Genomic DNA, 26594 nt, shown 5'->3' with positions numbered 1-26594 from the left:
GGCAATCGAGATGAACTATAAACATAGATCGTTTCTAAAAATAACTTGCAATAAACAATAGGATTTTAAGTTTTTTTTAATAATATCTGTACGGCTAGATTTTGCGGCCGCTAAACAACAGAATTAATGGTAAAATTTCTTAGTAACCCTAGGTGTATAAAATTCCTAACTATCTATTAGCTGAGGGGTATTACCCCTCAGTATTCCTGAAATAGATAAAAAAAGCAACGTTGTACAATACACAAGTAGATATCACAATGAAATCTCAAAATTTATTTGATAAAGCTACTATTTTGGTAGATGACATTCACAGCAAAAAATAGTATAAATAAAAATGTTGTTCTCGATCGTCAAGGTTACAGAATTTTTCATTACTAACCTAAAATCTATGTAGTTTTCTCATCAAATCCTAGTTTATAAGTATTGAAAAATACAACAGTCTTATCAGGGAAAGTAATTGAATTAGGAGTTGGAAAATTACAAGGGGACGAAACTGCATCTACCAAGAGCCATCCAGAGACTTTTTTCTGCCAGTCATCTGACATAACAAAGGGTAAATTTTTACCCAACGTTAACTACCAAGCAACAGCAGCTTCTTTCATTAGTACTTAGTACTCTAATGAAGGCTGGGAAACTTGGGAGGGTATCTGAGGAATTACGGCAAAAGTCAAGTTTCCGAACACAGGTCAGCTCATGGAAAGAATCATCAAATTAAATGCAGTCGAAAACTCAAGCCAAGGGAGCAGTTATCGGATGAAGTTTGACGAATTTATGTCTCAAAACCATCTGGCTCCTGAAAAAGTATTAATTTGTGGCAGTGCTGTTGCGGTGACAACGGTAACTGTACTACAAGAGTTGTCAATTAAGGTAATTGACAACCTGTTCAGCGTACTCCAAAGAAAAACTCGCATAGCAGTTCTTGAATAGGGGGGATGTGGAGAGTTAGCGGTGTCCCCTAGTAGAGCGAGCGATTTCAACCTAGCGACTTCATTTGCCAAGAATGGCAGAAGTTGCTCATAAATTTTGATATTTGTGTTTGAACCTGTTAATAGAGTTGTGTTTCCCGCAGCATTCGCTACTACTGCTTTACCGATATCTTTCTGTAGCTAATTCAGCAAATGTAACTAGGCTAGAGCTGTTTGCTAACTTCAACTCAAATTTCAAAAACCGCAGACACTAAATCGGTTTACTTCAATAACTAGACAAATAACACTATGAACCAAGAGATTCCTGGCATTAGTAGCAAATTAAAGGACTCAATGCATCCCGAACAGTTTGACCAAGTAGTTGAAGCGATTCTGGCGGGAAAGTATTCATGGGCTTGTGTTTTAATGCTGCGTTTTGCTGGCTACAATCCTTTACATTACATTCCTTACCGTACATACAATCGATTACTCAAAGAAAACTCTTTGATGAGTCGGTCTCACTCCCAACAAAATCCTAGTATGAGCCTTACTAAACAATCTACGGAGAAAAGGACTGATACTAATATTTCGCCAAACAGCTTAAGTAAAATTAAAGATGTGACTTATCTGGAAGTTGTGAGCAAGCAAAAAGCAGAAATTCGTAATAAAGAGCAGTGGCTAACAAAGAAAGTTCAATAACTTCTAGAAATGCCTCTCGGTTCTGATGGGAATTTCTGGCATATTTAATCAAATAGCTCTAGAATCGCAGTTCAGTTAGTAGCTGTATGTTTGCCATGCAGATTAATCACCTTAGCACGGCAGTTTTATTATGCTGTTTTGCTGTTGAATGGACTGCTTGTAAAAATCTAGCCTAAAGATTCGCTTTGTGGTTGCGACCTTAAAAACTCCTCGATTTAGCGTCCCCCTCCTTTAGGGGGACTGCTCTTTGCTAAATTCCAATATTAGACATTTGGAGAAATTAATTATGCATTGCCCAAAATCCTGGGAATGCAAAACATATAACTCATGCTTATGCTATTTTTATCAGATGTATATTAAAGTTGAATTTTGTTTTTGCTGTGGTTCTCCATTATAACTTATAAATGATGTTCAATAAACCGTATAAAGCTGTCTTAATATGATATAAATGCAACATATTTAGCGAAAAATATGAGTAAATCATCAGCCAATTTATCTACAATTAAAGTTTATTAAATTGAACGCCAACTTTTTTGATAAAATGTGCCAAATTGGCAATTATCTAGCGATAAAATTCTATAAATTATATATGCCAACTTAAACATAGTTGATTGACAAGCCAATTTCACGTATGGGAACCAAATAAATGATGAGTTCCAATTGTGAAATATATTAATCTGATTGGTGAATCTGTCAACGTCTTATAGAGTAAATAACTCCAACACCAAGACCGAAACTCTAACTGTTGCTGCTGGTGGTTCCTTTTCTCAAACAGCTTGAGCTAATAAAAGTTAGGAGTAGTGGCTTCCTCTATTGCAAACTTTGAATTGCTCTCACCTATTTTAGAGATAGTGAAATTGTAGTTGGTATGGCTTTAGCCCAAAAAGCTATATATAACACTGTTAGCAAAGTTGGAAATTGAAAAAGTGACAGTTAAATCGTCGATAATGTTGGTAGAACTTGTAACTCTTACGCTTCTATAAACGACTATCGTAATCCCTGTCTTCCTAAACGGGATTATGGCTGTTTTAGAAATTAGTAATCGATCTAATCAGGACTGGATGCTAGAAAAATTAGCTAGCTTCCAGTTTTTATTTAGCAAAGAAGATAGATTTGAGATGTGTTTCACATAGCTTAAAGTCAAGCTTTTAACTTTTGAATACACAAATTTCTCATCCAAAATCACGCTTTTTGCAAGCAGATATACAGCTTAAATACTGCCGTCAGATTGAAATTATCTTGGTAGCAGATAGGAGTAAATTTCTAACTGATAATTGCGAAATGTTAAGCTGTTTGCAAGAGATGGCACGGATTTCAGCTAATTGTGGAGGTTATAGGCGCTCTCATTACAGTAGAGTGCTAACTAATAGTGAGAGTATCTAGCGATGGGAAAGTTGGGAGGAAGAACAACTACTCAGGCTATGGGCATAGATCGGATTTCTGTCTAGCAATCATACTGTCAGGAGACTGAAAAGTTATGCGATCGCCTGCATACATTTTCGATCTCTTACTTTTGAGAGTCCATAGCCGACTAGATAGGATTCCTAACTTACTGAAATATATCCCTCGGAAAGTTTATTAGTCGTGAAAGTGCAAGAATGCAATACCTCAGTTATACTAAAAATCCCTGAGGAAGCAAGCTAATAACTGCATCTTCATGAGAACGTGGTATTACTTTACTTTCACTTTGATAAAGTCGAGCTTAAAGTATTGCATACTGAAGATATTAACTAACTAATTAATCTTAGAGCTATTAACTGTAAATCGTAAATCTAAATGACTAATATTTTAAGAATAGTTGTTGAAGCTGAGGAAATTGTAAACTTCCTTAAAAGCGAAATGAATTTCAAAGAAGTATATCAAAATGTTTTGTATAAAAGATTGATAAATTATGCAGCCCAAGAAAGAGGGATAACTGTTACAACCGAGGAAATTGAAGCGGAAGCCAATCGCCAACGACGCCAAAAGCATTTAGAAAAGGCAGCAGATACACTAGCATGGTTAGCCGATCAATTAATTTCTCCCGATGATTGGGAAGTAGGAATTCGCGATCGCTTATTGGCGCAAAAATTAGCTGAGGCAATGTTCGGTAAAGATGTAGAACCTTTCTTTGTCGAAAATCGGTTAGAATTCGAGCGAGTTAGCCTTTACCAAATCCTTGTTGAATCAGAAAAATTGGCGCAAGAAATTTATTATCAAATTGAAGAAGGCGAAATCAGCTTTTATGATGCTGCCCATCTATATGATATAGACATACAGCGGCGAAAAAAGTGTGGTTATGAAGGTAATATTTACCGTTTTGATTTAGAACCGGATATTGCGGCTGCTGTCTTTAGTACGCCTGTTAATGAATTGATCGGGCCATTAACAACTGAACAAGGCTATCATATTTTTATGGTTGAAGAGTTTATGCCAGCTACATTAACACCGGAAAGGTATCAAGAAATTCTCGATAATATGTTTCAAAATTGGCTGGCTAATGAACTAGAATATGTTCTCAGTGCTTCATAATAGGTAGAGGGCAGCAGGCGAATATTAAGAATCATATATTTAAGTAGAACAGTGCAAATAAATAAAAATATATTACAAAACTTAAATTTAATTAAAAACCTGTTCTCTTATGCCATTTACTTTACCTAAATAAAGGGTAAATAAAAAAATAGAGACGCAATTTCTCGCATCTCTACAGATAATTTAACTACAACTTATGAGAGAAAAGTTATAGATATTAATTTTTAGCCTGTGGTTGTGCAGGCGGAATAGTCACATCTATGGGCGTTACTTGTGTTGCTAGCTGTGTCAAAGGTGGTTGAATGGCTGTTTGATTTCCGACAACCAAAGTTACTAGATTTTCTGGTTTGAGATATTGCTTTGCGACTCGCTGGACATCAGCTGCTGTTGTGGCTGCTACAGCTTTTTGATAGCGAAATAAGAAATCAGTAGGATAGCCGTAATACTCATATCGCATCAACCGTGAAATAGTTTGGTTAGGGTCTTCAAAATTGAAAACAAAGGAATTTAGTGTAGACTCTTTAGCAAAAGCTAGTTCTTTGGCTGTGACTCGTTGAGTTTGGATGCGCTTAATTTCAGCTTGTAAGGCTTTGACAAATTGCACAGTAGTTTGCGATCGCGTTTGTCCCCCAGCAACGAACATTCCCGGATAATCGTAGCGGGGACTCCATTGACCGTATACTGAATAAGCTAAACCTTGACGCGATCGCACTTCATTAAATAAGCGTCCGCCAAATCCATTTAACACGCCATTCAATACATCCAAAGCTGCATAGTCAGGATTGTCAAATTTTCCGCCTAAATGTCCAAGGTAGATATTACTTTGAGTTAATTGCGGCTGATTCACAAAAAAGACACCGCCAGTTTTGGCTTGGGAAACTTCTGGTAACTGGGGTTTAGCAAGTTTGGGGTTAGGTTTCCAATCGCCCAACTTTGCTTGAATGAGCGATCGCATTTTCTTAGAATCAAAATCTCCCAAAATCCCCAGAATAATATTATTCGGGTAGAAATATTGCTGGTAAAACTTGAGCAAATCCTCACGAGAAATATTATCTACAGAAGCATATTCTGTTGTGCGAGCATAAGGACTCTCTTTCCCATAGATTAATTTGCGAAATTCGCGAATAGCTATAGAGTTAGGATCGTCATTGCGGCGCGCAATACTACCCTTCTCCTGCGTCTTTTGCAAATCTAACTTTTCTTGAGCAAATACTGGTTCTCGCAGCACCTCAACAAATAGATCGAACACTGTTTCTAAATCTTCAGTGAGGGCTTCAAAGCTAGCGCTACCAGAGGTTTCACCAATCCCAGTTTCCACCGAAGCTGCCCGTTGTTCCAAGATTTCATTGAGTTCATCAGGCGAATGCTGCTTCGTCCCCCCAGTCCGCATTACCTCACCTGTAAAGTTAGCCAAGCCCACTTTATCTGCTGGTTCCAAGCGACTCCCAGTACGTACCAACGCCGTACCACCTACTAACGGTAGCTCGCGATCTTCCATCAAATAGACAACCATGCCATTTTGCATGACAAAGCGCTCATACTTGGGTAGCTTAATCTGCGGTAAGGGTGGTAGCTGCAATTCAGTGTAGTGTTTAGCCGCCGCCGTCGCCGCCCCAGAAAAATTAAAAGTTAAAAGTAAAAAGGCAAAAGCAACAACCAACGCATAAATCAGCCTCTTGCCATTTCGGAGCCACTGCGTTGCGCGGGTTCCCCGCGTTGTAGCAAGTGGCGTGATTGTGAACGCCACTTGTTTTTTACCCTTCACCTGATACCTGTGCATATCTTTTTTCATCTCTTCCCTTCGCGGTTTATTATGCCTTAGACAACAACTTGCCAATCGTGCGATTTTCTGCTGTAAACGATGCTTTCGCCACTCTTTGAATATCAGCAGTTGTCACAGCTGCAATTTCATCCAATTGCTTAAACAAATTCCGCCAAGAGCCAGTTTTCACCTCATATTCCAACAATTGCTGCGCCATCCCCATATTGGAATCGAGGGTACGTAACAAACCTGCTCGTGCTTGGGTTTTCACGCGCTGCAATTCCTTGTCTGTCACAGGTTCAGTTTTCAATCTGTCAATTTCCTGACGCAAAGCCACCGCCACCTCATCAACTGTATGTCCGGGAGCAGTGAGCGCATAAAATAGCATCAGATTTGGGTACTTATCACCAGGAAATCCGCTAAAACCTTGGGCACTTAACGCCAAACGCTGCTTTTCTACCAAAGATTTATACAACCGCGATGTGCGTCCGTTACTCAATAAACTGCCAATGATTTCATACACAGCATTATCTGGATGGGTAACTGCGGGACGGTGATAGCCTTCTAAATACCAAGGTTGGGAAGGTAGTTCTACAGTAACTTCTCGCGTTTGTGTTTGTTTGGGTTCTTTGGCGATTTGCTCAACAGCTTTTGATTTTGCCGGAAAGCGTCCAAAGTAGATTTGTGCCAGCCTTTTGACTTCAGCTGGTTTCACATCTCCCACAATAGCGATCGCTAAATTGCTGGGTACATAATAATTGTTAAAAAACTTTTGCACATCTTCTGGTGTCAGGTTGCGGATATCTTGGTCATAACCAATCACCGGACGCCTGTAAGGATGCACTTTATAAGCCGCATCGATAAATTTCTCGATCGTTAAGCCGATGGGTGAATTCTCTACCCGCAACCGCCGTTCTTCTAAAATCACCTCTTTTTCTTTATAAAACTCGCGAAAAACAGGTTCGAGAAATCGCTCTGATTCTAGCGACATCCACAGTTCCAACTTATTCGAGGGAAAGCTGTAAAAATAACGTGTGGCTTCCGTAGAAGTATTGGCATTTAAACCCACACCTCCAGCTTGTTCAACAATTCGCCCCATTTCATTTTGCTGAACTAACTTGGCGGCTTCTGATTCCACTTGCTCAAACTCAGCTTGCAACTTGACAGTTTCATCTTTTTTGCCACTCGCTTTCGCGGCTTTAATCTGCGCATCTAACTTTTGCAGTCTTTCTAGCAGTGGTTTTTCCGCATTGTAGTCTTTTGTACCAATGCGCTTTGTACCTTTGAAAGCTAAATGTTCTAGAAAGTGTGCTACACCAGTTTTACCATCTGGCTCATCCACTCCACCGACATCAGCATAAGTCAGAAAGGAAACTACAGGGGCTTGATGTCGTTCTAAAACAATGAATTTCAAACCATTGTCGAGGCGAAACTCCGTCAACTGCTTAACTACCCGATCTAGATAAGGTTGAATCGAAGTCGGAGTTTTGCTAGGTGATAGCGTTCTTTGAGTCTGAGCTAAAGCAACTTCTGGGAGTAAACCACACCAGAACATTGTTAGCACTAACAAAGTCGCAAACATTCGGTAAAGTATCATGGATACCTTCTTTGACGAAGATAAAATTGCTGACAAGCAATTGGGCTGATTCATAAGCGGCAATTAAAGTAAAGTTTCATCATAATTCGTAATTACTAATTCGTAATTCGTAATGCATTATATAAACAGCTTGTTTTGTGTTTGGTATCTGTTGCGAAAGCCAGATACAGAAGCAACTTCCGCTGCGGTTTGGCGCTAAATCACTTTCACAAAACATAAATTACGAATTAAGAATTACGAACTACTAATTATTTAATACCTATGAGGCAGGCAAATTGAGAAACAGAGCGTTAATCTTGTATTAAGCTTTCTGTGCTTTTTGTACTGAACGTTAGACAATAATGCTACAAGTCGTGTTCCGGAGATCTGCCAATAACTACTATGCGAGTTTTTAATTCTCCTCCCCCCTCAGAGGCGCAGACACGTACCCGCATTTTACAAGCGGCACAAAAATTGTTTGCCTCTCAAGGTTTTGATGGTACTACAACCCGCGACTTAGCACAGGCCGCCGGGGTGGCTGAGGGCACCTTATTTCGCCATTTTCCCAATAAAAAGGCGATTTTGATAGAAGTAGCCACTAGCGGTTGGGTAGATATTCTCACAGATTTGCTCACAGAATTGAGCGAAATGGGTAGTTATAAGGCTGTGGCTCAGGTAATGCGCCGCCGGATGTGGAATTTCCAGAAAAATGCCGATTTGATGCGCGTTTGTTTTATGGAAGTGCAGTTTCACCCAGACTTGCGCGATCGCATTCAATCGGATGTGATTAATAAAATGAGCGATGTTGCCGAGGCTTTCTTCCAAACTGCGATGGACAAAGGCATTTATCGCCAAACGGATGCCAAATTAGTTGCTAAAGTATTCTTGGGAATGTTTGCGATCGCAGGTTTTTCCAACAATACTCTCATGGAACCCGACGCTTCCCCCCAAGAAATGCAGCACATGGCAGAAGGATTAGCTGATATTTTCCTCAATGGTGTACTAGCAAAAGAATAAAAAATTCAAAATTCCCAAAATTAGCTTTTAAGTTATTTGTCGCGCTTGGTAACTCCACTGTTGTACCAATTCAATCGCCGGACACAAATCTCGTCGCTGCATTGTTGCTACCTGCAAGCGTAAAATTTGTTGGTGTAATCGATGAGAGGGAACCTGAGCCAATTGCGCTACAGAACCAATCCCAGCGTGTAACAATAAACCACAATATTGCGTCCCTACAGTGGGAATTCGTGCTAAATCTGCCAAAGCTACCCATTTATTTACATACTGAAGGTGAACTTGTAATTTATTGGCTAACGCCAGCCTAGCCTCTTGAGTTTTCCCCTGCTTAAATAATGCTTGTGTAGTTGTAATTCCACAATTTTGCAATCGAGATTGTTCTTCTTCGCTTAATCCAGGTAGTTGTTCAATCGGCCAGTCACAGGCTTGAATAGAGTTTCTACTAGCAGTTTGTTTAGGAGACATTTCTTTAATTTAAATCAGGGCTTCTTTAACTATTGTGCCGCAGAATAATTATTTGTGAAAATTGACTTACTGAGATTCCCAACTTATTTAAAAAGTCGGGAATCTGAATCAAAAATAGTATTATCTAATTTTTTTCCTACGCTCTTCATTTTTTCTATCAAACCAAAACCATTCTTCATCACTCATGCGATTGGCATTCTTGATCCGTTGAACTGCTAATTCTAAATATTCAGAATTAATATCACATCCTAACCATCTTCTGCCTAATTGTTCGGCAGTTACAGCTGTAGTTCCCGAACCTAAAAACGGGTCAATTACAATATCCTGGCGTTTGGATGAAGCGAGAATAAATTTTCTAATCAGTTCTTCTGGTTTTTGTGTAGGATGTTTTGTCTTTTCATTCATTCCATTACAAGTTGTAGGAATTTCAATCACATCCCTTGGTTTAGCACCCTTAGAATGAGGATTCCAAGTTTTGCCGTTATTCTTGCCATTATTTCCATACTGACTAGTTATCGCCTGCGGATGAGATGGATATTTTAAAGTATGTTCTCCATATAAAATTCTGATATTTTCGATATCCATATAGAAAGATTTTGATTTTCGGAAATGTAAAATACTTTCATGGGAGCGTCCCCAATCATTTGATAAATTTGCCTTATTCTTGTAATGCCAAATTAACCAACGACACCCTTGAAAAAAACGCGAAGCAGGTAATTTTAGATCGGCTAATATTTCCGAGAAACCACAAATATAAAAACTTCCAGTAGGCTTAAGAATTCGGGATACCTGTTCAATCCAAGTTAAAGACCATTGCACGTAAGCTGCTTGAGATTCAAATGTATCCCACTCGGCTTTTTTTATATTATATGGCGGGTCAGCAATAACTAAATCAACCGATTCTATATCTAAATTACGCAGCCACTCGATTGCATCTCCTTGCCAGAGTTCGCCATTTTCATGAGAATAGAATAATTTCATCGGTTCAATATCAGTCAGTCTTTAACAACAATATCCCCGACTTCTTCAAGAATTCGGGGATCTGTATCTTGTATTTTCACAAATAAAATCTATAAGATACTATTGCTTATTAATTGTAATTAATTCCCCGCGCAATACAGTAACAGCTTGTCCCGCTAAAAAGACGCGATCGCCTCCCGTATACCGTACCTTCACTACCCCCCCACGACTGGATGCTTGATAAGCCAAGAACTCATCCTTACCCAAGCGATCGCGCCAAAAAGGAGCAAGACAGCAATGCGCCGCCCCAGTCACCGGATCTTCATTAATACCCAATCCCGGCGCAAAAAAGCGAGAAACAAAATCGTACTCGGAATCAGCTTTAGCAACGCTGGTGACAATTACATCAGACACAGGCAAAGTTCTCAATTGTTGAAAATTGGGCTGTAATTGTCGTACCAAATCCTCAGACTCCACTTCCACCAAATAACCAAGGGAATTCTGCAAAACAGATTTACACTCTACACTCAAAGCTTGACTTAGTTCTTCTGGTGCAACAGTTGCTTGTGAATGATTGACAGGAAAATCTAACTCAATCCAGTTAACTTGGCGTTTGGCAATCAACACACCGCTTTTCGTATAGAAACGGGCAATTTCATCCGGTAACAAATAAGCCTCAGTCCAGAGTACATGGGCACTAGCTAAGGTTGCATGACCACAAAGCGGTACTTCCACCGTCGGGGTAAACCAGCGCAGATTAAAGCCATCATCCTGTTTGATGAGAAAAGCCGTCTCCGATAAATTCATCTCCTGCGCTACATTCTGCATCCAGCGATCGCTTTGGGGCGCAGTTAAAACACAAACAGCAGCCGGATTTCCTGTAAATGGTGTATTGGTGAAAGCATCTACTTGTGTAATGATTTGTCCCATAGTGTCACGCTGATTTGAATGATTTTTGAGCAAGCAGAGTTATTAAGCTATTTAAGATTATCAATCATCAAAAAAGACTGTTGCCTCTAAGATGCGATCGCTCTTAATTACTAATATTTAAGACAAGAAATAACCTAACTATCTACTTTCAAACCAAGCTTCTAAATCAGTAGTAGTTGTAAAATCTGGAAAAATAGCTCGATAAATTCTGGAAAGAAGTTAGAAAGAAGTTCTTTAAATAGGCGTTCGCGTAGCTCATTCGTGGTCAATCATGATAGAGATTTTAGCGAATTTAAGCGCCAAAATAGCAATGTCTGCCTAAGTTGATATTTAAAAGCACAATTATACTACTAAGTGCGAGATTCTATTCCACGACTTCCATCAATTCTTCAATTGATACACCAAAAGCACGGGCTATTTTTTGAACAGCAGTTAGGTCAACCATATTCATCCCAGGGTGTCGGGCGTAACTTTTCACTGTGTTGTAGTTGACATTGGCACGTTCAGCCACCTCTTTGATTGTCCAACTTCTTTCTGCTGCAAGTTCTCTAATTTTTAGTCTAACTAGCCCCATTTTTTCATCTTGACAAAGGCGGGATTCCACCTTTTAATAATTAATATCAGGTGGAACTCCACCTTAAAGATCAACAACATCAAAAGCGATCGCCCGATGAGCCTGGAAAACTAACAGAGCGATCGCTATTATTCACGCATCCCACTTAGTGGGAAGGATTGCTATATGATATCAACGTTGCAGCCAAAATCAAATACTCATCCTTGGTGTATTGTTCGGCAGCTACCAAATATGCAAACAATAGTAGTTGCTAGGTTTCATCGACGGCAAGATGCAGACGGTTATTTACAGATTTTGCGGAAGTTAGTACCTAATAATACCCATTTAATTGTATTTGACTCAGTAGTTAACGCAGAATTGCACAGGGATTAAAAAGCTTCAGACTGACATAAAGCGATCGCATTATTGGCTTGATAGCTTTTAGGCGATCGCGCAATAATAAACAACCATCGACTATTTTAGATTCTTAATTTAGTTACCATATCAGAAATGAGCAAACCTAGCATTTAAAGGTTCGGGCAATGATAAATCAGAACCAAAACTTGAGGATAAAGATCGCTGGTGTTATTTTTGCTGCTATTAACTTAGTAATAATTTCCTCAGGATTAGTTAGTTGCGGTACTGAAGTACAGAACCCACTCAATCAAACTGAGCAACAAAAAGAACAGTACGAAAATCAACCTACCCGAAATCCTCAACAGGTTAAGCAGAACGACAAAGATGACGACGACAAAAAAGATAATGACGGTAAAGATGAGAACGACGAGAAAAATGATAAAGACAATGAAGATAAAGATTAAATAAAAGCGTTTGAGTTTCTATTTATGGTTATCCACAACGCCTATAGTTCTCTGGTTGATATTTTACGTCAACGGCGACAACGACTAGCTCAACTAATTGATTTTCCCGTAATTCTTTGGTCAGGAAGCAGCAGTCCACGCAATTTTGCTGCTAATGCATATCCATTTCGCGCTAATAGCCATTTCCTCTATTTTGCTGGACTCCCTTTGCCCAATGCGGCAATTCGCTTAGAAGGCGGAAAGCTAGAGTTATTCATGGACGATCCGCAACCTAGCAGCGCCCTTTGGCATGGAGAAATGCCCAAGCGTGAGGAAATTGCCCAAATTATTGGGGCAGATGCTACTAAACCAATGGCAGAATTAGAGTTTTTGGTAGCAGAAGCAGCGACAATTGCCGTGCAGGATGCGGCTACTTGGACAAAGCAATCACAGCTATTAAATAGATGGGTTTTACCACAAAATCCACCCCAAGGAATTGATTTAGAGTTAGCTAAGGTTGTTGTTGCCTTACGCCTCTCTCATGACGAAGGTGCATTAGCTGAGTTACGCAAAGCAGCAGCTGTGAGTGTGGAAGCACATAAAGTGGGTATGGCAGCAACGCCCAAAGCTAAACGAGAAGCAGAAGTTCGTGGGGCGATGGAAGGTGTAATCATTGCCCATAACATGACTACTTCTTATAACAGTATTGTCACCGTCCACGGCGAAGTTTTGCACAACGAGCAGTATCACCATCCACTGCAACCAGGCGATTTACTGCTAGCTGATGTTGGTGCTGAAACTGAGATGGGGTGGGCAGCAGATATTACCCGTACTTGGCCAGTTTCCGGTAAGTTTACATCTACCCAAAGAGATATTTATGATGTTGTGCTAGCAGCCCATGATGCTTGTATTGCCAAAATCAGCCCTGGTGTTGAGTATGGCGATATTCATCTTTTAGCTGCCACAGTTATTGCTGAAGGTTTAGTAGATTTAGGAATTTTAAAAGGAAATGCCCAAGATTTAGTAGAACTAGATGCCCACGCTTTGTTTTTCCCTCACGGTATTGGACATCTCCTCGGCTTGGATGTTCACGATCTGGAGGATTTAGGCGATTTAGCAGGATATGAAGAAGGGCGCACAAGAAGCGATCGCTTTGGCTTAGGCTACCTGCGTTTAAATCGTCCCCTGCGTCCCGGAATGCTAGTTACAATTGAGCCTGGGTTTTATCAAGTCCCAGCAATTTTAAATGAGGCTAAACAAAGTTCCAAGTATCAGAATGTTGTCGATTGGAAGCGTTTATCACAGTTTGCCGATGTGCGCGGAATCCGCATCGAAGATGATGTTTTAGTTACAGCAGATGGTAGCGAAGTGTTAACAGCCGCGTTACCAAATCAAGCTAGTGCTGTGGAGGAACTGATTGCTTCCTGATTTTGCAACCACAGATAATTTATTTGTGTTTATCTGTGGTTTTGTCCATAAAAATCAAAATTTACAGACAAAGGACGGTTTACCACCCCAACACAGATAAGTATCAGGTTGCTCAAGTCGGTGGGAAAACTACTAAGCTGGTAAATAGCACGTTCAAACTCTACCCAAAATTCCTACTGGCTTACTATCTGTAATCGAAATTATGTTTGATGCATTAGCCGATCGTTTAGAATCTGCCTGGAAGAAACTCCGCGGACAAGATAAAATTTCTCAATCCAACATTCAAGACGCTTTGCGAGAAGTTCGCCGCGCTTTGTTGGAAGCAGATGTCAACCTCCAGGTAGTCAAAGATTTTATTACCGAAGTCGAAGCCAAGGCACAGGGATCTGAGGTGATCGCTGGCGTGCGACCTGACCAACAGTTCATCAAAATTGTTTACGATGAACTGGTGCAGGTGATGGGGGAGGAAAATGTTCCCCTCGCAGAAGTGCAGGGAGAACCTACCATTGTGCTGATGGCTGGGTTGCAAGGTACTGGTAAAACTACCGCTACTGCTAAGTTAGCTTTACATCTACGTAAATTAGACCGCAGCTGCTTGTTAGTCGCCACAGACGTATATCGCCCAGCCGCGATCGATCAGCTCATAACTTTAGGTAAGCAAATTGATGTACCTGTATTTGAACTGGGAAGCGACGCCGACCCAGTAGAAATTGCCCGCCAAGGTGTAGAACGCGCAAGGGCAGAAGGCGTGAATACGGTAATCATCGATACTGCTGGGCGTCTGCAAATTGACGAAGACATGATGGCAGAACTAGCCCAGATTAAAGCAACAGTTCAGCCTCACGAAACCTTACTAGTTGTGGACTCCATGACTGGTCAGGAAGCCGCAAATCTTACCCGTACCTTTCACGAGCAAATCGGGATTACTGGAGCAATTCTTACCAAGCTAGATGGTGATAGCCGTGGTGGTGCTGCACTTTCAGTACGTCAAATCTCCGGTGCGCCTATTAAGTTTGTGGGCGTAGGCGAGAAAGTCGAGGCGCTGCAACCATTTTACCCAGACCGCATGGCATCGCGGATTTTGGGTATGGGCGATGTCTTGACCTTGGTAGAAAAAGCCCAGGAAGAAATTGACTTGGCAGATGCCGAGAAAATGCAGGAGAAAATCCTGTCAGCGAAGTTTGACTTCACCGACTTTCTCAAGCAACTGCGCCTGTTGAAAAACATGGGATCGCTGGGTGGGATCATCAAGATGATTCCCGGAATGAATAAGCTTTCCGATGACCAGCTAAAGCATGGAGAAACCCAGCTAAAACGCTGTGAAGCCATGATTAACTCCATGACCCGCCAAGAACGTCACGACCCGGATTTATTAGCGAGTTCTCCTAGCAGACGGCGACGGATTGCGACTGGATCTGGCTACAAAGAGTCCGACGTGAGTAAATTAGTTGCTGATTTCCAGAAAATGCGATCGCTTATGCAGCAAATGGGTCAAGGTCAATTTGGCGGGATGCCCGGAATGTTCGGTGGTGGTATGGGCAACGCCTTCGCCGGAGCAGGCAATCGTCCCGCCGCCCCCGGATGGCGAGGTTACACTGGCAACCCAGCCGCGAAAAAGAAAAAGAAAGAGAAAAAAAAGAAAGGCTTCGGGAATCTTTAATCAAGAGTCAATTGTCATTAGTCATTAGCTTAAACAACTGACAAAGGACAAATGACCATTGACCAATAGCAATTAATGCTCAGGAAGTGCTAAAATTAGCATTCCAGGATGGAAAATTGTGCCTAAAAGAAGTTCAGCCTTACTTTCTTGGCAACAGCAGAGTTAGGTTGCTTCTTGATGAAAGTCAAAAGCTATAACTAAAAAAGTCTTTTGACTGTTGACCTCAAATCATATCTACGAAACAGGAGAACGATTCTTCAATCATGATCAAACTGCGCTTGAAGCGATACGGTAAAAAGCGGGAAGCGAGTTACCGCATCATAGCTATTAACAGCCTCGCTCGCCGCGATGGTCGTCCCTTAGAAGAACTGGGATTCTACAACCCCAGAACGGATGAAGTAAGATTGGACGTTCCCGGCATCGTTAAGCGACTACAACAAGGCGCTCAACCGACTGACACAGTCCGTCGCATCCTCGTAAAAGCCAATGTTTTTGAACAGGTCAGTGCCACAACAGCCGCATCATAGTGCCGAAAAATCCTCCACAGCCAGCCCCAATTACGAGGGGTTGGTAAGGTTTTTAATACAGCCGTTTTTAGAGTCACCAGCGTCTTTAAGCGTCGATTGTGAAATTTCTCAGAGCCTTCAAAAGGCTTGGATTCGCATTGCTTTTGACAGCGCAGATAAAGGGAAAGTGTTTGGTCGGGGAGGACGCAATATACAGGCGATTCGCACGGTAATTGCCGCAGCGGCCGAATTGGCTGGACAATCAGTATATCTGGATATCTATGGCAGTAGCGCCTCACGAGAAGGCGCATCTTTTGATGAAGAACGGGAAGAGCGATTACCGCCGCCCAAATCAAGAGAACGACGTGGAAACGGAAACAACACACCCAGGCCGATCGCTAAACCCCGTACCCGCTAGGTTGAAACTTGATAACCAGTCTGGGCGTTTTCCTCTCCGCCCAGACATACTAGTAAATGGGAATGATGCAAAACCAACTAAATTTGGTAATCTGGCATCAGTGGCGTTAAGATAAAATGCTCGAAATCCTTTTGAGGATTGAACAGATGGGTGTTTCTCATCAAGAGAAGCGATCGCCATATTGCTTGTAGTTAGCGATAATTATATGTAACTCTGAACAATCTCTGTCAGGAGGTGAAACCAGGGAGTGGCCGAAGTTCGTTTAGGTGAGAACGAGTCAATTGACTCAGCTCTTAGACGTTTTAAAAAGAAAATTCAAAAAGCCGGAATTTTGTCCGAAGTCAGACGTCGGGAAAGGTATGAAAAGCCTAGCTTACGACGCAAGCGCAAAGAGGAAGCCGCACGCAAAGGTGTCCGCTACTAAGTTATAGTAGTGTCTTTGATGAATGCGGTTAACTTGTATTAATTGGGCAATCTTAGGTTTGAAACTATTTTGAGAGCAAACCTAAACAAAGTAGAGATGCGATCGCTCGTGTCTCTACTTTTCCCCTGAAGGCGAGTATAGGGGCACAAATAAATTAAAAGCATAGTTCAACAAGAAAATTTTTCATAATTTTGCTGAAATATTCTAAATACTTCTTATATATTAAAAAATTACTATGGCAGAGTCGTTGAAAATTGAGCTGCCGAATATTCCCAGCGCGATCGCTCTAGCTGGCGATGGAGAAGAAAACCTCAAACTCCTATCCCAGCAAACAGGGGCTAGCTTAGTACTACGCGGACAGGACTTACATATTTCCGGCACACCAAAGCAAATCGATCTAGCTTCGCGATTAGTGCGATCGCTTGAAGACATCTGGATTAAAGGTAACACTATCTCTAGTGCCGACATTTCCACAGCTCGTCAAGCCCTAGATACGCATCGAGAAGGGGAACTGCAAGATTTACAGCGAGATATCCTCGCCAGAACTCGACGCGGTGAAGAAATCCGTGCCAAAACCTTTCGACAACGACAGTATATCGATGTTCTACGCAAGCGCGACCTAATTTTCTGCACCGGGCCTGCGGGAACTGGTAAGACATTTCTCGCTGTTGTTGTCGCTGTCCAAGCACTCCTCGCCAACCAATTTGAAAAGCTGATTTTAACTCGTCCTGCCGTTGAAGCTGGCGAAAAACTCGGTTTTTTACCTGGAGATTTACAGCAGAAAGTTAATCCCTATCTCCGCCCACTTTACGATGCGATCAATGAATTCATCGATCCAGAAAAAGTGCCCAATTTAATGGAACGTGGTGTAATTGAAGTTGCACCACTAGCTTATATGCGGGGACGCACCCTAAATAACGCTTTTGTCATTGTTGATGAAGCCCAAAATACCACACCTGCTCAAATCAAAATGGTTTTGACTCGTTTGGGCTTCCGTTCGCGTATGGTAATTACAGGTGACATGACACAAACTGATTTACCCCTAAACCAACAATCAGGTTTAGCAGTAGCTTTACACGTTCTCAAAAACGTTGAAGGCATTGCTTTTTGTGAATTCTCTCAAAAAGATGTCGTGCGTCATCCCCTAGTTCAGCGCATCGTCGCTGCATACGAACAATACGAGAAATAATCAAGAATCATTGGTTAATCTCCAAGAACAAATGACAGATGACAAAGGACAAATTACAAATGACCACAACATTAAAAGAATTTTTAACAGCTTGCGAAAACTTAGGAACTTTGCGTTTAATAGTCACTAGCAGCGCTGGTGTCTTAGAAGTAAGAAGCAAGGTAGAAAAACTATTTTATGCAGAAATACCCAAGGGTAAATATGCAAATATGCACGCTGAAGATTTTGAGTTTCACTTGAATATGGACAAAATTACACAAGTGAAATTTGAAACGGGCGAAGCGAAAAGAGGTAACTTTACAACTTATGCTATCCGGTTTTTGGATGAGAAACAGGAGCCTGCTTTAAGTTTCTTCCTGCAATGGGGTAAGCCAGGAGAATATGAACCAGGCCAGGTGGAAACTTGGCAGGCTCTTAAAGATAAGTATGGAGAAGTTTGGGAACCTTTACCAGCCGAAATTTAAGCAAGGGAATTGGGTATAGCGCATAAATCCTCATGCGCTACTTCATTTTTTATTGCAACTCAATTCAGTAAACTCAAATACATCATGACTACTACCATGTAGCACAGATTCCGTATGTTTGCCTACAAAACGCTTACCAAATGCCAGTTCAAGCGCTCCCCAAATAGCACCTAATGTATAAGTACATTTACGGTTAGAACCTTGAGCTTCTCCAGCACAGCATAAAGTTTCTGAGGTAAGAATCTTGATAACATCGCCTTCTTGCTGGACTTGCTCAATAATACACAAGCGTGTACCATCTTTTCCTAAAGCTAATCCGAGTTTATAGACTACATCATCTAAAGACAAGCTTGTGTTTACTAAGCCTAATTCTTGTGCTAGGTGTTTACCACGAGTACGACCAGCCGCAGTCAAAGCGATCGCAGTGGCTTTTTCCCCTAAGGCTTCTTCCATACCCGCAATTGCTGCTTTAAAACAGACAATACTGCTAAAATCTCCTAAAGTAGGACGCAACATTAACAATTATTCTCCACAATTTTCACAAATATCCAGATTTCAAAGTCAAAAATCTATTGACAGAATTTGAGATTTTTCCATCTAAAATTCCAAATACAAAATTGATTAACTAAGCCATTAAAGGCGCAATTTGAGCAACGGCGCGTTTAACTTCAAGAAATAATAAGCCTTGTTTAACAGCAGCGTTAGCTAACACTAATAAAACAGCATCGGGGCCACAACTAACTACAATCCCAAAGCCTTTTTCACCTTCAACCACAATCCGATCGATAGTCCCGCGAACTAATTCACTACCTATACGTTCGCCTAAGGAAAGCATAGCTGCTGACATAGCCGCAGTCCGGTCTTCATCCATCTCAGCAGGTAGTACCGAAGCTAACGCTAAACCGTCAGGGCTGACTAAAGCTGCACCTTGAATATTAGGTGTGCCGCTAACAAATTCTTGTAAAACCTGTTGTAACATTGAAATGTTAATCATGGGTTTTTCCTGAATAATTGTTGGTAAAAATTGGCGATCGTTTGTCTGGGAATCTATTGGCAAATTTGCGGTTTTGCCATTCACAAACATTTGGCTAAATTTCCTTGGAAGTAGCTTGAGGATATTGCCCAAATGCATTGAGGCTTATCTGCTGACTACAATATTGAAGGTTTTACCATTTCGGAGATAAGTACCTTTAAAGCCTCAATAATTGAAGCTTTTTGAGTAGGATTCACAACGATGAGGGGTGATTTTTTATTTGAATTATGCAATCCTAAAGCGATCGCAATATCTTCTGGTTTCCCCGCATTCGGACAATCCATATGAGTTAGCCCGATCAGTATGGGAATTTGCACCCTTTGGTTAAAAAAGTTGAGAATCTGAGTTACATAGTGTAAATGTTCTGGGCGGTGCGCATCTACAAGTACGATGCAAGCTTGAACCTGGCGAATCAGGATGTCCCACATAAAGTCAAATCTGGGTTGTCCTGGTGTGCCGTAAAGGTAAAGTAATTGATTAGGTACTATGGTAAGCAGCCCAAAATCCAACGCTACCGTGGTTTTATCCTTGAATAGCGCTATTTCATCTGTGCTTCTTTTATCGGTATCAACGACCTCAATTTCACTGATATTGCGAATAAAGCTCGTTTTCCCTGCACCTACGCTACCTGCGATCGCAATGCGTAGGATTTCCATCTCAACCTCCGCAAGGATAATACTTCTCTAGTCGTTGGGATAATAAAAGAGCTGCCTTCTATAAGCGTGAAAACAATAGGAATTGCCCACACTGATATCAAGAGTGCAAATATATTCTGGAAGCACATCAGTAGTTCTAGTCTGCTTTGAGAATTTTGGTAGTAAATATTTTCAGCAATGATGCAATTCACAAAGCAATTGCACCAGGTATTCTGCACCCGAAAATTAGTCGATCAGTATTTTAACGGATTGTACACTATTATTAATTTACTTTTCAAACAGTAATTCATTATTTTTTTGTACATAAATTTATGTATTACATAATACTAGATAAATTGCTTAACTATATGCATAGTGACTTGTCTGAAAACTGATGATTGATACTTGCTTGCATTTTTGCCATTTGAGCCTACTACTAACAGGATTTTAGATTGATGACTTGAGAGTTTACCTTCGTGGTAAATTTTTACAAAATCTCAAATTGGCACTGTCAAAAAAATGCAACACAATAGTTCTATAGATAAATTTTTACTTGTTAAACAATAAATTGCTGGCGATGAAGGTGATTTGGCATTTGTGTTTGATGGCTTTGTTGCTATTTGGGTGGAATGGGAATGCAACTGCGGGGGAATTGTCTCAAAAGTTGGCTAATTTTCCACAATGGGAAAAAATAAGGGACTTGCAATCGGCTTCAGGAGATTTAGCTTATCCTCAGTGGATGGCAGGTAATTGGCAGGTTACAAGTAAATTAGTAGATTTAGTTGCACCTTTAGCACCAGATATAGTTACACCTGGATTTGAAGCGAACCGCAAACAACTAAATCAACCTATAAGTTTTTTAGTCAGATTTATTCCCGAAAAATTGCCTACATCTGGATTAAAAATCCTCCCTAAGATAGATAACAAAGCAAACATTTTAATAGCTGATAGAGCTTTTAATAGCTTGAATTTGGCACGGGCTTATTTAGGAGATGAAACTGTGCTATCTGTAAAAGTAGATCCCAATTCGCCTAATCGCCAAATTACTTTATTACGTGGAGAACGGCAACTAGTTTCTGTTGTTACCGCACGCGCCACAGAAACTACTTCCGATGGAAAATTCATCACCACAGAAGTGTTTCAACAACTGTTTAAAGGTGGTTCTCGCCCTTATTTCAACACTGTAGAATCTACAACAGCCTACCACCAACTTTCTACATCTCATCCAGCCATAGAAGCGGATCAAGTTACTGCGGTTTACCTTTCACCTCAAGATCCAGATTACTTTACAGCAGGCTCTAAACCCGTTGCGCTTTATCGCTATCGCCTAGAATTTTTTCCTTCGCAATTGCTAACTACTCCCTAAGGATGATTTGGAGCGATAGAGCTTGACTACAATGTAATACGTATGTAGTATAAAGATTCCAAGCTCAAAGCATAGGCTCTGGGAAAGAGTGCATCATGGCCAAATTTCGAGATATTTTACATTATTTTCGTCCCTACTGGGGGCTGAGTATATTCAGTATTGCAGCATCCAGCATTTACGAAATTATTGATTTGGTTGTACCTTATGCCATTGGACAAATTTTAAATGTCTTGTCTGGTCAACCGTTAGACAAACCATTGGAAAGTGCGATCGCAACTTTTTCTAGCCTCATTAATTACCCAGTTAATCAACACTTATCCTTGGGTGTCTTACTGGGCATCATTTTTATTGTCACCGTTGTCAAAGCGCCAACACAACCTTGGTTAACTAATTGGTTTCACTGGGATATACCATTAAGAGCACGTCGAGAAAAAAGCCAAGCAGCCATCGCGAAAATTCTTACTCTCCCACTAGAATTTTATGATGAAAATAATCCTGGGCGTATTGCTGGTAGAGTAGCAAGAGGTGTTGCAAACCACACGTGGACATATCCTGAAATTGCCGGACAGTTAATTCCCAAACTAATGCGAGTTCTGGGAATTTTCGCGATCATCTTGTTAATTGATTGGCGGATTGCAACTTTATATCTCATTTCCTTTGTAATTATTCTCAGCTTTACTTTGAGAGATTTAAAACGGCTGATTTGGTACGAAAGCCGTTTGGATAAGTACATGGAAAACACCGAAAGTCGTACTTCCGAGCTGATCACTAATATCAAAACCGTGAAAGCATTTGCTACAGAAGCAAAAGAACTAAAGCGGCAAAAACAACGATTAGATCGAGAGCTAACAGTAGTTGATTATCGCATCCATAAAGGTTATATTAACCTGCTGACTTGGCAGAAAGCTTTAATTCAATTTTGTGTGTTTACCATCCTGGGTTTAACTTTAGCAGCAACCGTCGGCGGTAAGATTTCCCTTGGTCATTTTGTCATGACCTTAACTCTTTCTAGCATGGCTTATGCTGAATTGGAACCTATCAGTAACCTGGCAGAAGTTTTTGCCCGTCGTTATTCTTCGATGCTCCGGTTTCACGAATTTTTGCAAGAGCCAGTTGGATCTGATGCAGATGGTTTATTAAACGTAGAAAATCAGGCAGCATCACCTTATCAATTTACTGGAAAAATAGAGTTATCTCACGTAAGTTTTGGGTATGATGCCAACCGTCTAGTTTTAGAAGATATCAACTTATTGATTGAACCGTACCAAACAGTAGCGTTAGTTGGTCGTTCTGGTTCTGGTAAGTCTACTTTTGTGAAGCTATTGCTGCGGTATTTTGAACCCCAATCAGGTCAAATTCTGATTGATGGTCAAGATATTCGCACCTTGGATGTAGGTAATTACAGAAGAAGATTAGCGATCGTTCACCAAGAAGTCGATGTCTTCAACGGCACATTGTTAGACAATCTTACCTATGGCAGACCAAACGCCACTTTTGAGCAGGTTCAGGAAGCCTGTAAGATTGCCAGAGTCGATGAAGTAGTACAAAACCTACCCCAAGGTTATTACACCGTTGTCGGCGAACGTGGTGTGAGATTATCTGGTGGACAAAGACAGCGCTTGGGAATTGCGAGAGCGTTGCTGGTAGAACCAGACGTGCTAGTTTTCGACGAAGCTACCTCCAGCCTAGATTACGAGTCTGAACGTTCTATTCAATTAGCGATGCGATCGATTCAAGGAACTCGCACCACAATCATCATTGCTCACCGTCTAAGTACAGTGCGGGAGGCTGACAAGATTGTCGTTCTAGATCGAGGAAGAATTGTGGAAGTCGGTAGCCACGATGAACTTTTGCGCCACGAGGGTATTTACCGCCGCTTGCATTCCTTGCAAGAAACAGGTGAACTTCTGAGTTAGGCGAGGGAAACCGAGTTTCCTAAAAAACTCGGTTTCTACAAAATAATTTTTCAAAACCCCTTGCGATTTCTAAAACTTGCTGTTAAGATTGTAAATCGTGAGACAAATGGGTCGGTGTCCGAGTGGTTAATGGAGACGGACTGTAAATCCGTTGGTTTACGCCTACGCTGGTTCAAATCCAGCCCGGCCCACCACTTCGCAGTTATGAGTTATAATCGCTGAGTAAATGGTAGATTTCGCAGCATTATAACTCTTAACTAAAAGCAAAAGTTCAATTTTGCCCGTGTGGCTCAGTGGTAGAGCACACCCTTGGTAAGGGTGAGGTCACGAGTTCAATCCTCGTCACGGGCTTTTTAAAGAACGAAAAACCAATAGTTTTAACAATTTGCATAAATTGGCTGTCCTCTATCAGTATCGCTTTGCGTCAATGAAGTTGCATAGAAGTTGCATAACAGAATTGTTTATCAGACTAAGTTTATTTAATAAAATTTTATTATATAAAAACTTCCTTTATAGATTTATAACCATTTAGATAAGAAGCCCTTATATGGCTTCCTCTAATGCCTCTATTTTCAGTCTCAGGTAATACAACCTAAAGCAACATATGACCTGTTATAGAGGTTTGTAGCAGTCAGTATTCCTATATATGTGCTGAAGCTTACCTTATGACAAATGGTGAGTTAACTTTTAAACAATAGCTTTTTATAATGCGGCTAGTACTTAATAACTATAAAAGCCCTATATAAGTCACATATCATACTATTGAGCATAGCTTTAAGTACTCAGGGTACATTTGCAGTATTACGTGCTTCTTTTGGCTGTAAAAACCCTTTTTATTAAACAGAAACAAGAAATGAAAAGACTTTAGTAGCTAGAAACTACTTGCGGTGCTTTGGTTTTGAGAGGCAATGCTGTTCAGCCTAATTGCTCGGTCGTACCTCCTTAGCAAATTTTCAAAACCTTAGAACTTATATTTTTGGAATGGGTACTATAAGACCAATACTTTATGGAAATAGGAGAGAAATTATGATAAATAGCGCAAATATAGAAGGAAGAGAAGAAGATGACGCTAGAAAATATGTTGAGGGTAAAGGTTATCAATTTTGTGTAGTGAAAAGAGATGGTGCTGGATATGCTGCATCGCAAAAAGTAGGTATTAAGAGAGTTAATGTTGAAGTGCTGGAAGGTAGGGTGATTAGAGTAATCGAAATTCTTATTTAATAGGTACTGGTTTGGCAATCTCTGCATAGTAAGAAAAAAGAAATATAAGCTCAAAATATTTATAAATTTAATACTTTGAGCATTTGTGTAAATTTGAATAGGTGATATCTGTGAGTATTAAATACCATCTAGGCTATTACTGTCTGCCAATTGATTATTACCAACTTATTGATAAGTTTCTCGAATCAAGTGGTGATAATGAAAAAAGAATTATAACAGAATATTTGTGTGACTGGATAGATTGTAATAGAGAATATTATTTAGATTTAGCTAAAAAAGATGCTCAATCACGTAATATTTCATTTAGTGAATGGGGAAAAATTGTTGTTGATAGAGGTATGAAAGCTTTAACTTCATATAAACAACCTCTAGTTGAATTACATATTAGTCCATTACCACCTACTTTATCAGACCGTTATCTACTAAAACGCTCCATTACTTATATAACAATCAGTAAACAAAATTGTGCTTTATTAGATTGCGCTATTCATTATGATAATGATACAAAGGTTAGTTGGATTTCACGAGTCATTAACAAATATATTGAAGATAAAGCATTAGGTTATATAGCACAGATAGAAGCTGATGATTTGGCTACCTGGAATGATACTGAAAAACATAGACATGATCTTTATTATTTAGATAGAGATGATCTATATAATGGTAAATATACTCTAAATGAAATAGCTGACGAAGTTGTTGAATATTTTAAATTTGATTATCTATATAGCGAAGAAAAAATTCTAACTGGGAAAGATGAAATAAATCATAAAGCAACAAGACTACCTGAGAGAAATGAGAGAAATTATGAATCTTTTGATGATATTGAAATTGAAATAACTGATGAAGAAATTGAAAAATATCGTATAGAATGTTTTAAAAGAAAGTTTAAAACCATAAAACTGTTAGACCGACGTACTTTAGAATATCTAAAAAAAGCTGAAGAATTTTTAATTAAAAAACAAAGTCAATTTTCTGGAAATAGGAAGATTTATGAATGCTTAACTGTTTTAAAAATTTTGATTTCAAAGTTAGATTCTTTTAACTGAATAGTTTATAGTGCATTGATGAGTCGCACCACATAAAAGCTCCTACCAATCATTACAACTGATAGGAGCTATTGTTTAAATCACCTACTTTCTAAAGAATTTCCTTAGCTTAGACCTTACTTTATCTTTCTGTAAATCAGATTCGGATTTAAGTTTAAGTATAAAAATTGACAATCTTTTTAATCGTGAACTAGTTCGTCTATCTGCTTTTGCTCCTTGACTAAAGGCTGTTCCAGCTAGAGACTTCATGACTTTTAAGGTAAGAGATTCATACATGTTAAGTACAAATCTTAGATTTAACATTGATATTGTAACAAGACATATTACGAAAAAACACTGAAAAGCATGAAGACTATTCAAGAAAACGTGATGATTTTTAACCCGTAATATGCTAGAATAAAAGTTTTTTTTACAATCCTGATCCACCATTTCTATAATTCTATAAATATGGTGCTTTACGGCTAATCCTCACTCGTTCAAACTCGGAAATCTTTGCACAGCACTAACACACGCTACTGAAATGTTTACTTACTGCGCAACCTAGATTGCGCAGCCTTACCTTTTGCATTTATCCACTAACAAACTAAGTAATATAAACTACTTGGCTCATTTATCTATATACTAGATTAGTAAGTAAAACCAAAGAAAAATCCGAATACAGTACCTATTAATGCAGATACCTGTATAACTTTTATAGGCTCTACGTATTTATCTATGTATCTATTGATTTTAAAATTCGGCATTACATAGTATGAAAATGTGCTGAGTACTAAATAAAATACTAATGGAATAATACCTCCTAGAAGGAATCCTTGAAATGCCCAAGCCAAACCAAAAAAAATAGAAGACATAATTTCCACTTGTTTCTATCTTAAGTACTTATACTTATTTATCATAAAAATGAACTTAAAAATCTTTCTTATCCGAAAAAACCAATTAGTATCAAGCTACTTTGCTGTTCTATTTTGGCTAATAATTACTCATAACTTTTAGATTGTCTGCTGTTCAACTATTATTCTGAAGGATAGACAACTTTATCGATTCAAGTAGATAAACAGCATACAAATCAAAGTCTTCAGCTTGATATTTTTTCTGATAAGTACCATT

27 protein-coding genes and 2 tRNA genes are annotated in these 26594 nt (G+C 39.7%); 20 read left to right on the top strand and 9 right to left on the bottom strand.

The window, feature by feature from the left end; translation table 11 throughout:
* Positions 1–423 precede the first annotated feature (423 nt).
* The 4 genes from AACU33_RS22020 (at position 424) to AACU33_RS22005 (ending at position 4115) form a co-directional block, all read left to right on the top strand.
* On the top strand, positions 424–612 hold the full coding sequence (locus AACU33_RS22020; protein ID WP_339376205.1) for a hypothetical protein: 189 nt from the start codon (positions 424–426) through the stop codon (positions 610–612).
* Between the two features lie 81 nt (positions 613–693).
* Positions 694–927: a hypothetical protein gene (locus AACU33_RS22015; RefSeq protein ID WP_096590665.1), complete on the top strand. Its 234-nt coding sequence runs from the start codon at positions 694–696 to the stop codon at positions 925–927.
* Positions 928–1214: 287 nt separating this feature from the next.
* Complete coding sequence (locus tag AACU33_RS22010; protein ID WP_096590664.1) at positions 1215–1604, top strand: HetP family heterocyst commitment protein; 390 nt, start codon at positions 1215–1217, stop codon at positions 1602–1604.
* Between the two features lie 1776 nt (positions 1605–3380).
* Positions 3381–4115: a peptidylprolyl isomerase gene (locus tag AACU33_RS22005; protein WP_096590663.1), complete on the top strand. Its 735-nt coding sequence runs from the start codon at positions 3381–3383 to the stop codon at positions 4113–4115.
* A 217-nt stretch (positions 4116–4332) separates the two neighbouring features.
* Here AACU33_RS22005 and AACU33_RS22000 read toward each other — a convergent pair whose 3' ends face one another.
* Both AACU33_RS22000 and AACU33_RS21995 read right to left on the bottom strand, forming a co-directional pair.
* Complete coding sequence (locus AACU33_RS22000; protein ID WP_339376204.1) at positions 4333–5907, bottom strand: M16 family metallopeptidase; 1575 nt, start codon at positions 5905–5907, stop codon at positions 4333–4335.
* Between the two features lie 19 nt (positions 5908–5926).
* Positions 5927–7474 carry a M16 family metallopeptidase gene (locus AACU33_RS21995; protein WP_096590662.1) on the bottom strand — a complete coding sequence of 516 codons (1548 nt, stop codon included), beginning with the start codon at positions 7472–7474 and terminating at the stop codon, positions 5927–5929.
* Between the two features lie 381 nt (positions 7475–7855).
* Between AACU33_RS21995 and AACU33_RS21990 the strand changes: the two genes are divergently transcribed.
* On the top strand, positions 7856–8470 hold the full coding sequence (locus AACU33_RS21990) for a TetR/AcrR family transcriptional regulator (RefSeq protein ID WP_096590661.1): 615 nt from the start codon (positions 7856–7858) through the stop codon (positions 8468–8470).
* A 27-nt stretch (positions 8471–8497) separates the two neighbouring features.
* On the opposite strand, the gene AACU33_RS21985 is transcribed toward AACU33_RS21990, so the two are convergent.
* From AACU33_RS21985 to AACU33_RS21970, 4 genes are all read right to left on the bottom strand, one after another.
* Entirely contained in the window at positions 8498–8935 is a 438-nt protein-coding gene (locus tag AACU33_RS21985; RefSeq protein ID WP_096590660.1) for a DUF4332 domain-containing protein, read from the bottom strand.
* A gap of 120 nt (positions 8936–9055) precedes the next feature.
* Positions 9056–9916, bottom strand: coding sequence for a DNA-methyltransferase (locus AACU33_RS21980; protein WP_096590659.1), 861 nt, complete (start codon positions 9914–9916; stop codon positions 9056–9058).
* Between the two features lie 99 nt (positions 9917–10015).
* Positions 10016–10825: a PhzF family phenazine biosynthesis protein gene (locus AACU33_RS21975; protein WP_096590658.1), complete on the bottom strand. Its 810-nt coding sequence runs from the start codon at positions 10823–10825 to the stop codon at positions 10016–10018.
* A 364-nt stretch (positions 10826–11189) separates the two neighbouring features.
* The gene (locus tag AACU33_RS21970) at positions 11190–11399 is read right to left on the bottom strand and encodes a helix-turn-helix domain-containing protein (RefSeq protein WP_096590657.1); all 210 of its coding nucleotides are present in this window, start codon (positions 11397–11399) and stop codon (positions 11190–11192) included.
* Between the two features lie 165 nt (positions 11400–11564).
* Between AACU33_RS21970 and AACU33_RS21965 the strand changes: the two genes are divergently transcribed.
* The 9 genes from AACU33_RS21965 (at position 11565) to AACU33_RS21925 (ending at position 18267) form a co-directional block, all read left to right on the top strand.
* On the top strand, positions 11565–11771 hold the full coding sequence (locus AACU33_RS21965; RefSeq protein WP_096590656.1) for a hypothetical protein: 207 nt from the start codon (positions 11565–11567) through the stop codon (positions 11769–11771).
* A 149-nt stretch (positions 11772–11920) separates the two neighbouring features.
* A complete protein-coding gene (locus AACU33_RS21960) occupies positions 11921–12199 on the top strand; it encodes a hypothetical protein (RefSeq protein WP_096590655.1) in 279 nt (92 codons plus the stop codon).
* Between the two features lie 24 nt (positions 12200–12223).
* Positions 12224–13606, top strand: a complete 1383-nt coding sequence (locus tag AACU33_RS21955; protein WP_096590654.1) for an aminopeptidase P family protein — start codon at positions 12224–12226, stop codon at positions 13604–13606.
* 202 nt (positions 13607–13808) lie between these two features.
* Complete coding sequence (gene ffh, locus AACU33_RS21950) at positions 13809–15266, top strand: signal recognition particle protein (protein WP_096590653.1); 1458 nt, start codon at positions 13809–13811, stop codon at positions 15264–15266.
* Positions 15267–15529: 263 nt separating this feature from the next.
* The gene (gene rpsP, locus AACU33_RS21945; RefSeq protein ID WP_096590652.1) at positions 15530–15793 is read left to right on the top strand and encodes a 30S ribosomal protein S16; all 264 of its coding nucleotides are present in this window, start codon (positions 15530–15532) and stop codon (positions 15791–15793) included.
* On the top strand, positions 15753–16190 hold the full coding sequence (locus AACU33_RS21940) for a KH domain-containing protein (protein WP_096590651.1): 438 nt from the start codon (positions 15753–15755) through the stop codon (positions 16188–16190). Before rpsP ends, AACU33_RS21940 begins: the two co-directional genes overlap by 41 nt.
* A 247-nt stretch (positions 16191–16437) precedes the next feature.
* Positions 16438–16614, top strand: coding sequence for a 30S ribosomal protein S21 (gene rpsU / locus AACU33_RS21935; RefSeq protein WP_086682879.1), 177 nt, complete (start codon positions 16438–16440; stop codon positions 16612–16614).
* A gap of 235 nt (positions 16615–16849) precedes the next feature.
* The gene (locus tag AACU33_RS21930; RefSeq protein WP_096590650.1) at positions 16850–17803 is read left to right on the top strand and encodes a PhoH family protein; all 954 of its coding nucleotides are present in this window, start codon (positions 16850–16852) and stop codon (positions 17801–17803) included.
* A 59-nt stretch (positions 17804–17862) separates the two neighbouring features.
* Positions 17863–18267: a ChuX/HutX family heme-like substrate-binding protein gene (locus tag AACU33_RS21925; protein ID WP_096595344.1), complete on the top strand. Its 405-nt coding sequence runs from the start codon at positions 17863–17865 to the stop codon at positions 18265–18267.
* A gap of 42 nt (positions 18268–18309) precedes the next feature.
* Here AACU33_RS21925 and AACU33_RS21920 read toward each other — a convergent pair whose 3' ends face one another.
* From AACU33_RS21920 to AACU33_RS21910, 3 genes are all read right to left on the bottom strand, one after another.
* Positions 18310–18783, bottom strand: coding sequence for a hydrocarbon-binding protein (locus AACU33_RS21920; protein ID WP_096590649.1), 474 nt, complete (start codon positions 18781–18783; stop codon positions 18310–18312).
* A 109-nt stretch (positions 18784–18892) separates the two neighbouring features.
* On the bottom strand, positions 18893–19351 hold the full coding sequence (locus AACU33_RS21915; protein WP_339376203.1) for a roadblock/LC7 domain-containing protein: 459 nt from the start codon (positions 19349–19351) through the stop codon (positions 18893–18895).
* A gap of 65 nt (positions 19352–19416) precedes the next feature.
* Complete coding sequence (locus AACU33_RS21910; RefSeq protein ID WP_096590647.1) at positions 19417–19956, bottom strand: GTP-binding protein; 540 nt, start codon at positions 19954–19956, stop codon at positions 19417–19419.
* A 556-nt stretch (positions 19957–20512) separates the two neighbouring features.
* Between AACU33_RS21910 and AACU33_RS21905 the strand changes: the two genes are divergently transcribed.
* From AACU33_RS21905 to AACU33_RS21880, 6 genes are all read left to right on the top strand, one after another.
* Complete coding sequence (locus AACU33_RS21905) at positions 20513–21301, top strand: DUF6816 family protein (protein ID WP_445291763.1); 789 nt, start codon at positions 20513–20515, stop codon at positions 21299–21301.
* A gap of 95 nt (positions 21302–21396) precedes the next feature.
* Positions 21397–23217 (top strand): ABC transporter ATP-binding protein, encoded by a 1821-nt coding sequence (locus tag AACU33_RS21900; RefSeq protein ID WP_096590646.1) that lies wholly within the window; start codon positions 21397–21399, stop codon positions 23215–23217.
* Positions 23218–23325: 108 nt separating this feature from the next.
* A tRNA-Tyr gene (locus AACU33_RS21895) sits at positions 23326–23411 on the top strand.
* Positions 23412–23496: 85 nt separating this feature from the next.
* Positions 23497–23568, top strand: a tRNA-Thr gene (locus AACU33_RS21890).
* Between the two features lie 675 nt (positions 23569–24243).
* Positions 24244–24438 carry a hypothetical protein gene (locus AACU33_RS21885; RefSeq protein ID WP_339376202.1) on the top strand — a complete coding sequence of 65 codons (195 nt, stop codon included), beginning with the start codon at positions 24244–24246 and terminating at the stop codon, positions 24436–24438.
* Between the two features lie 110 nt (positions 24439–24548).
* Positions 24549–25487 (top strand): hypothetical protein, encoded by a 939-nt coding sequence (locus AACU33_RS21880; RefSeq protein ID WP_096590644.1) that lies wholly within the window; start codon positions 24549–24551, stop codon positions 25485–25487.
* Positions 25488–26594: the final 1107 nt, after the last annotated feature.

This window comes from Calothrix sp. NIES-2098 (genome assembly GCF_963875125.1).
Classification (GTDB): domain Bacteria; phylum Cyanobacteriota; class Cyanobacteriia; order Cyanobacteriales; family Nostocaceae; genus Aulosira.
The sequence above is the reverse complement of the archived record's forward strand: the minus strand, read 5'-3'. Positions and strand labels throughout refer to the sequence as shown.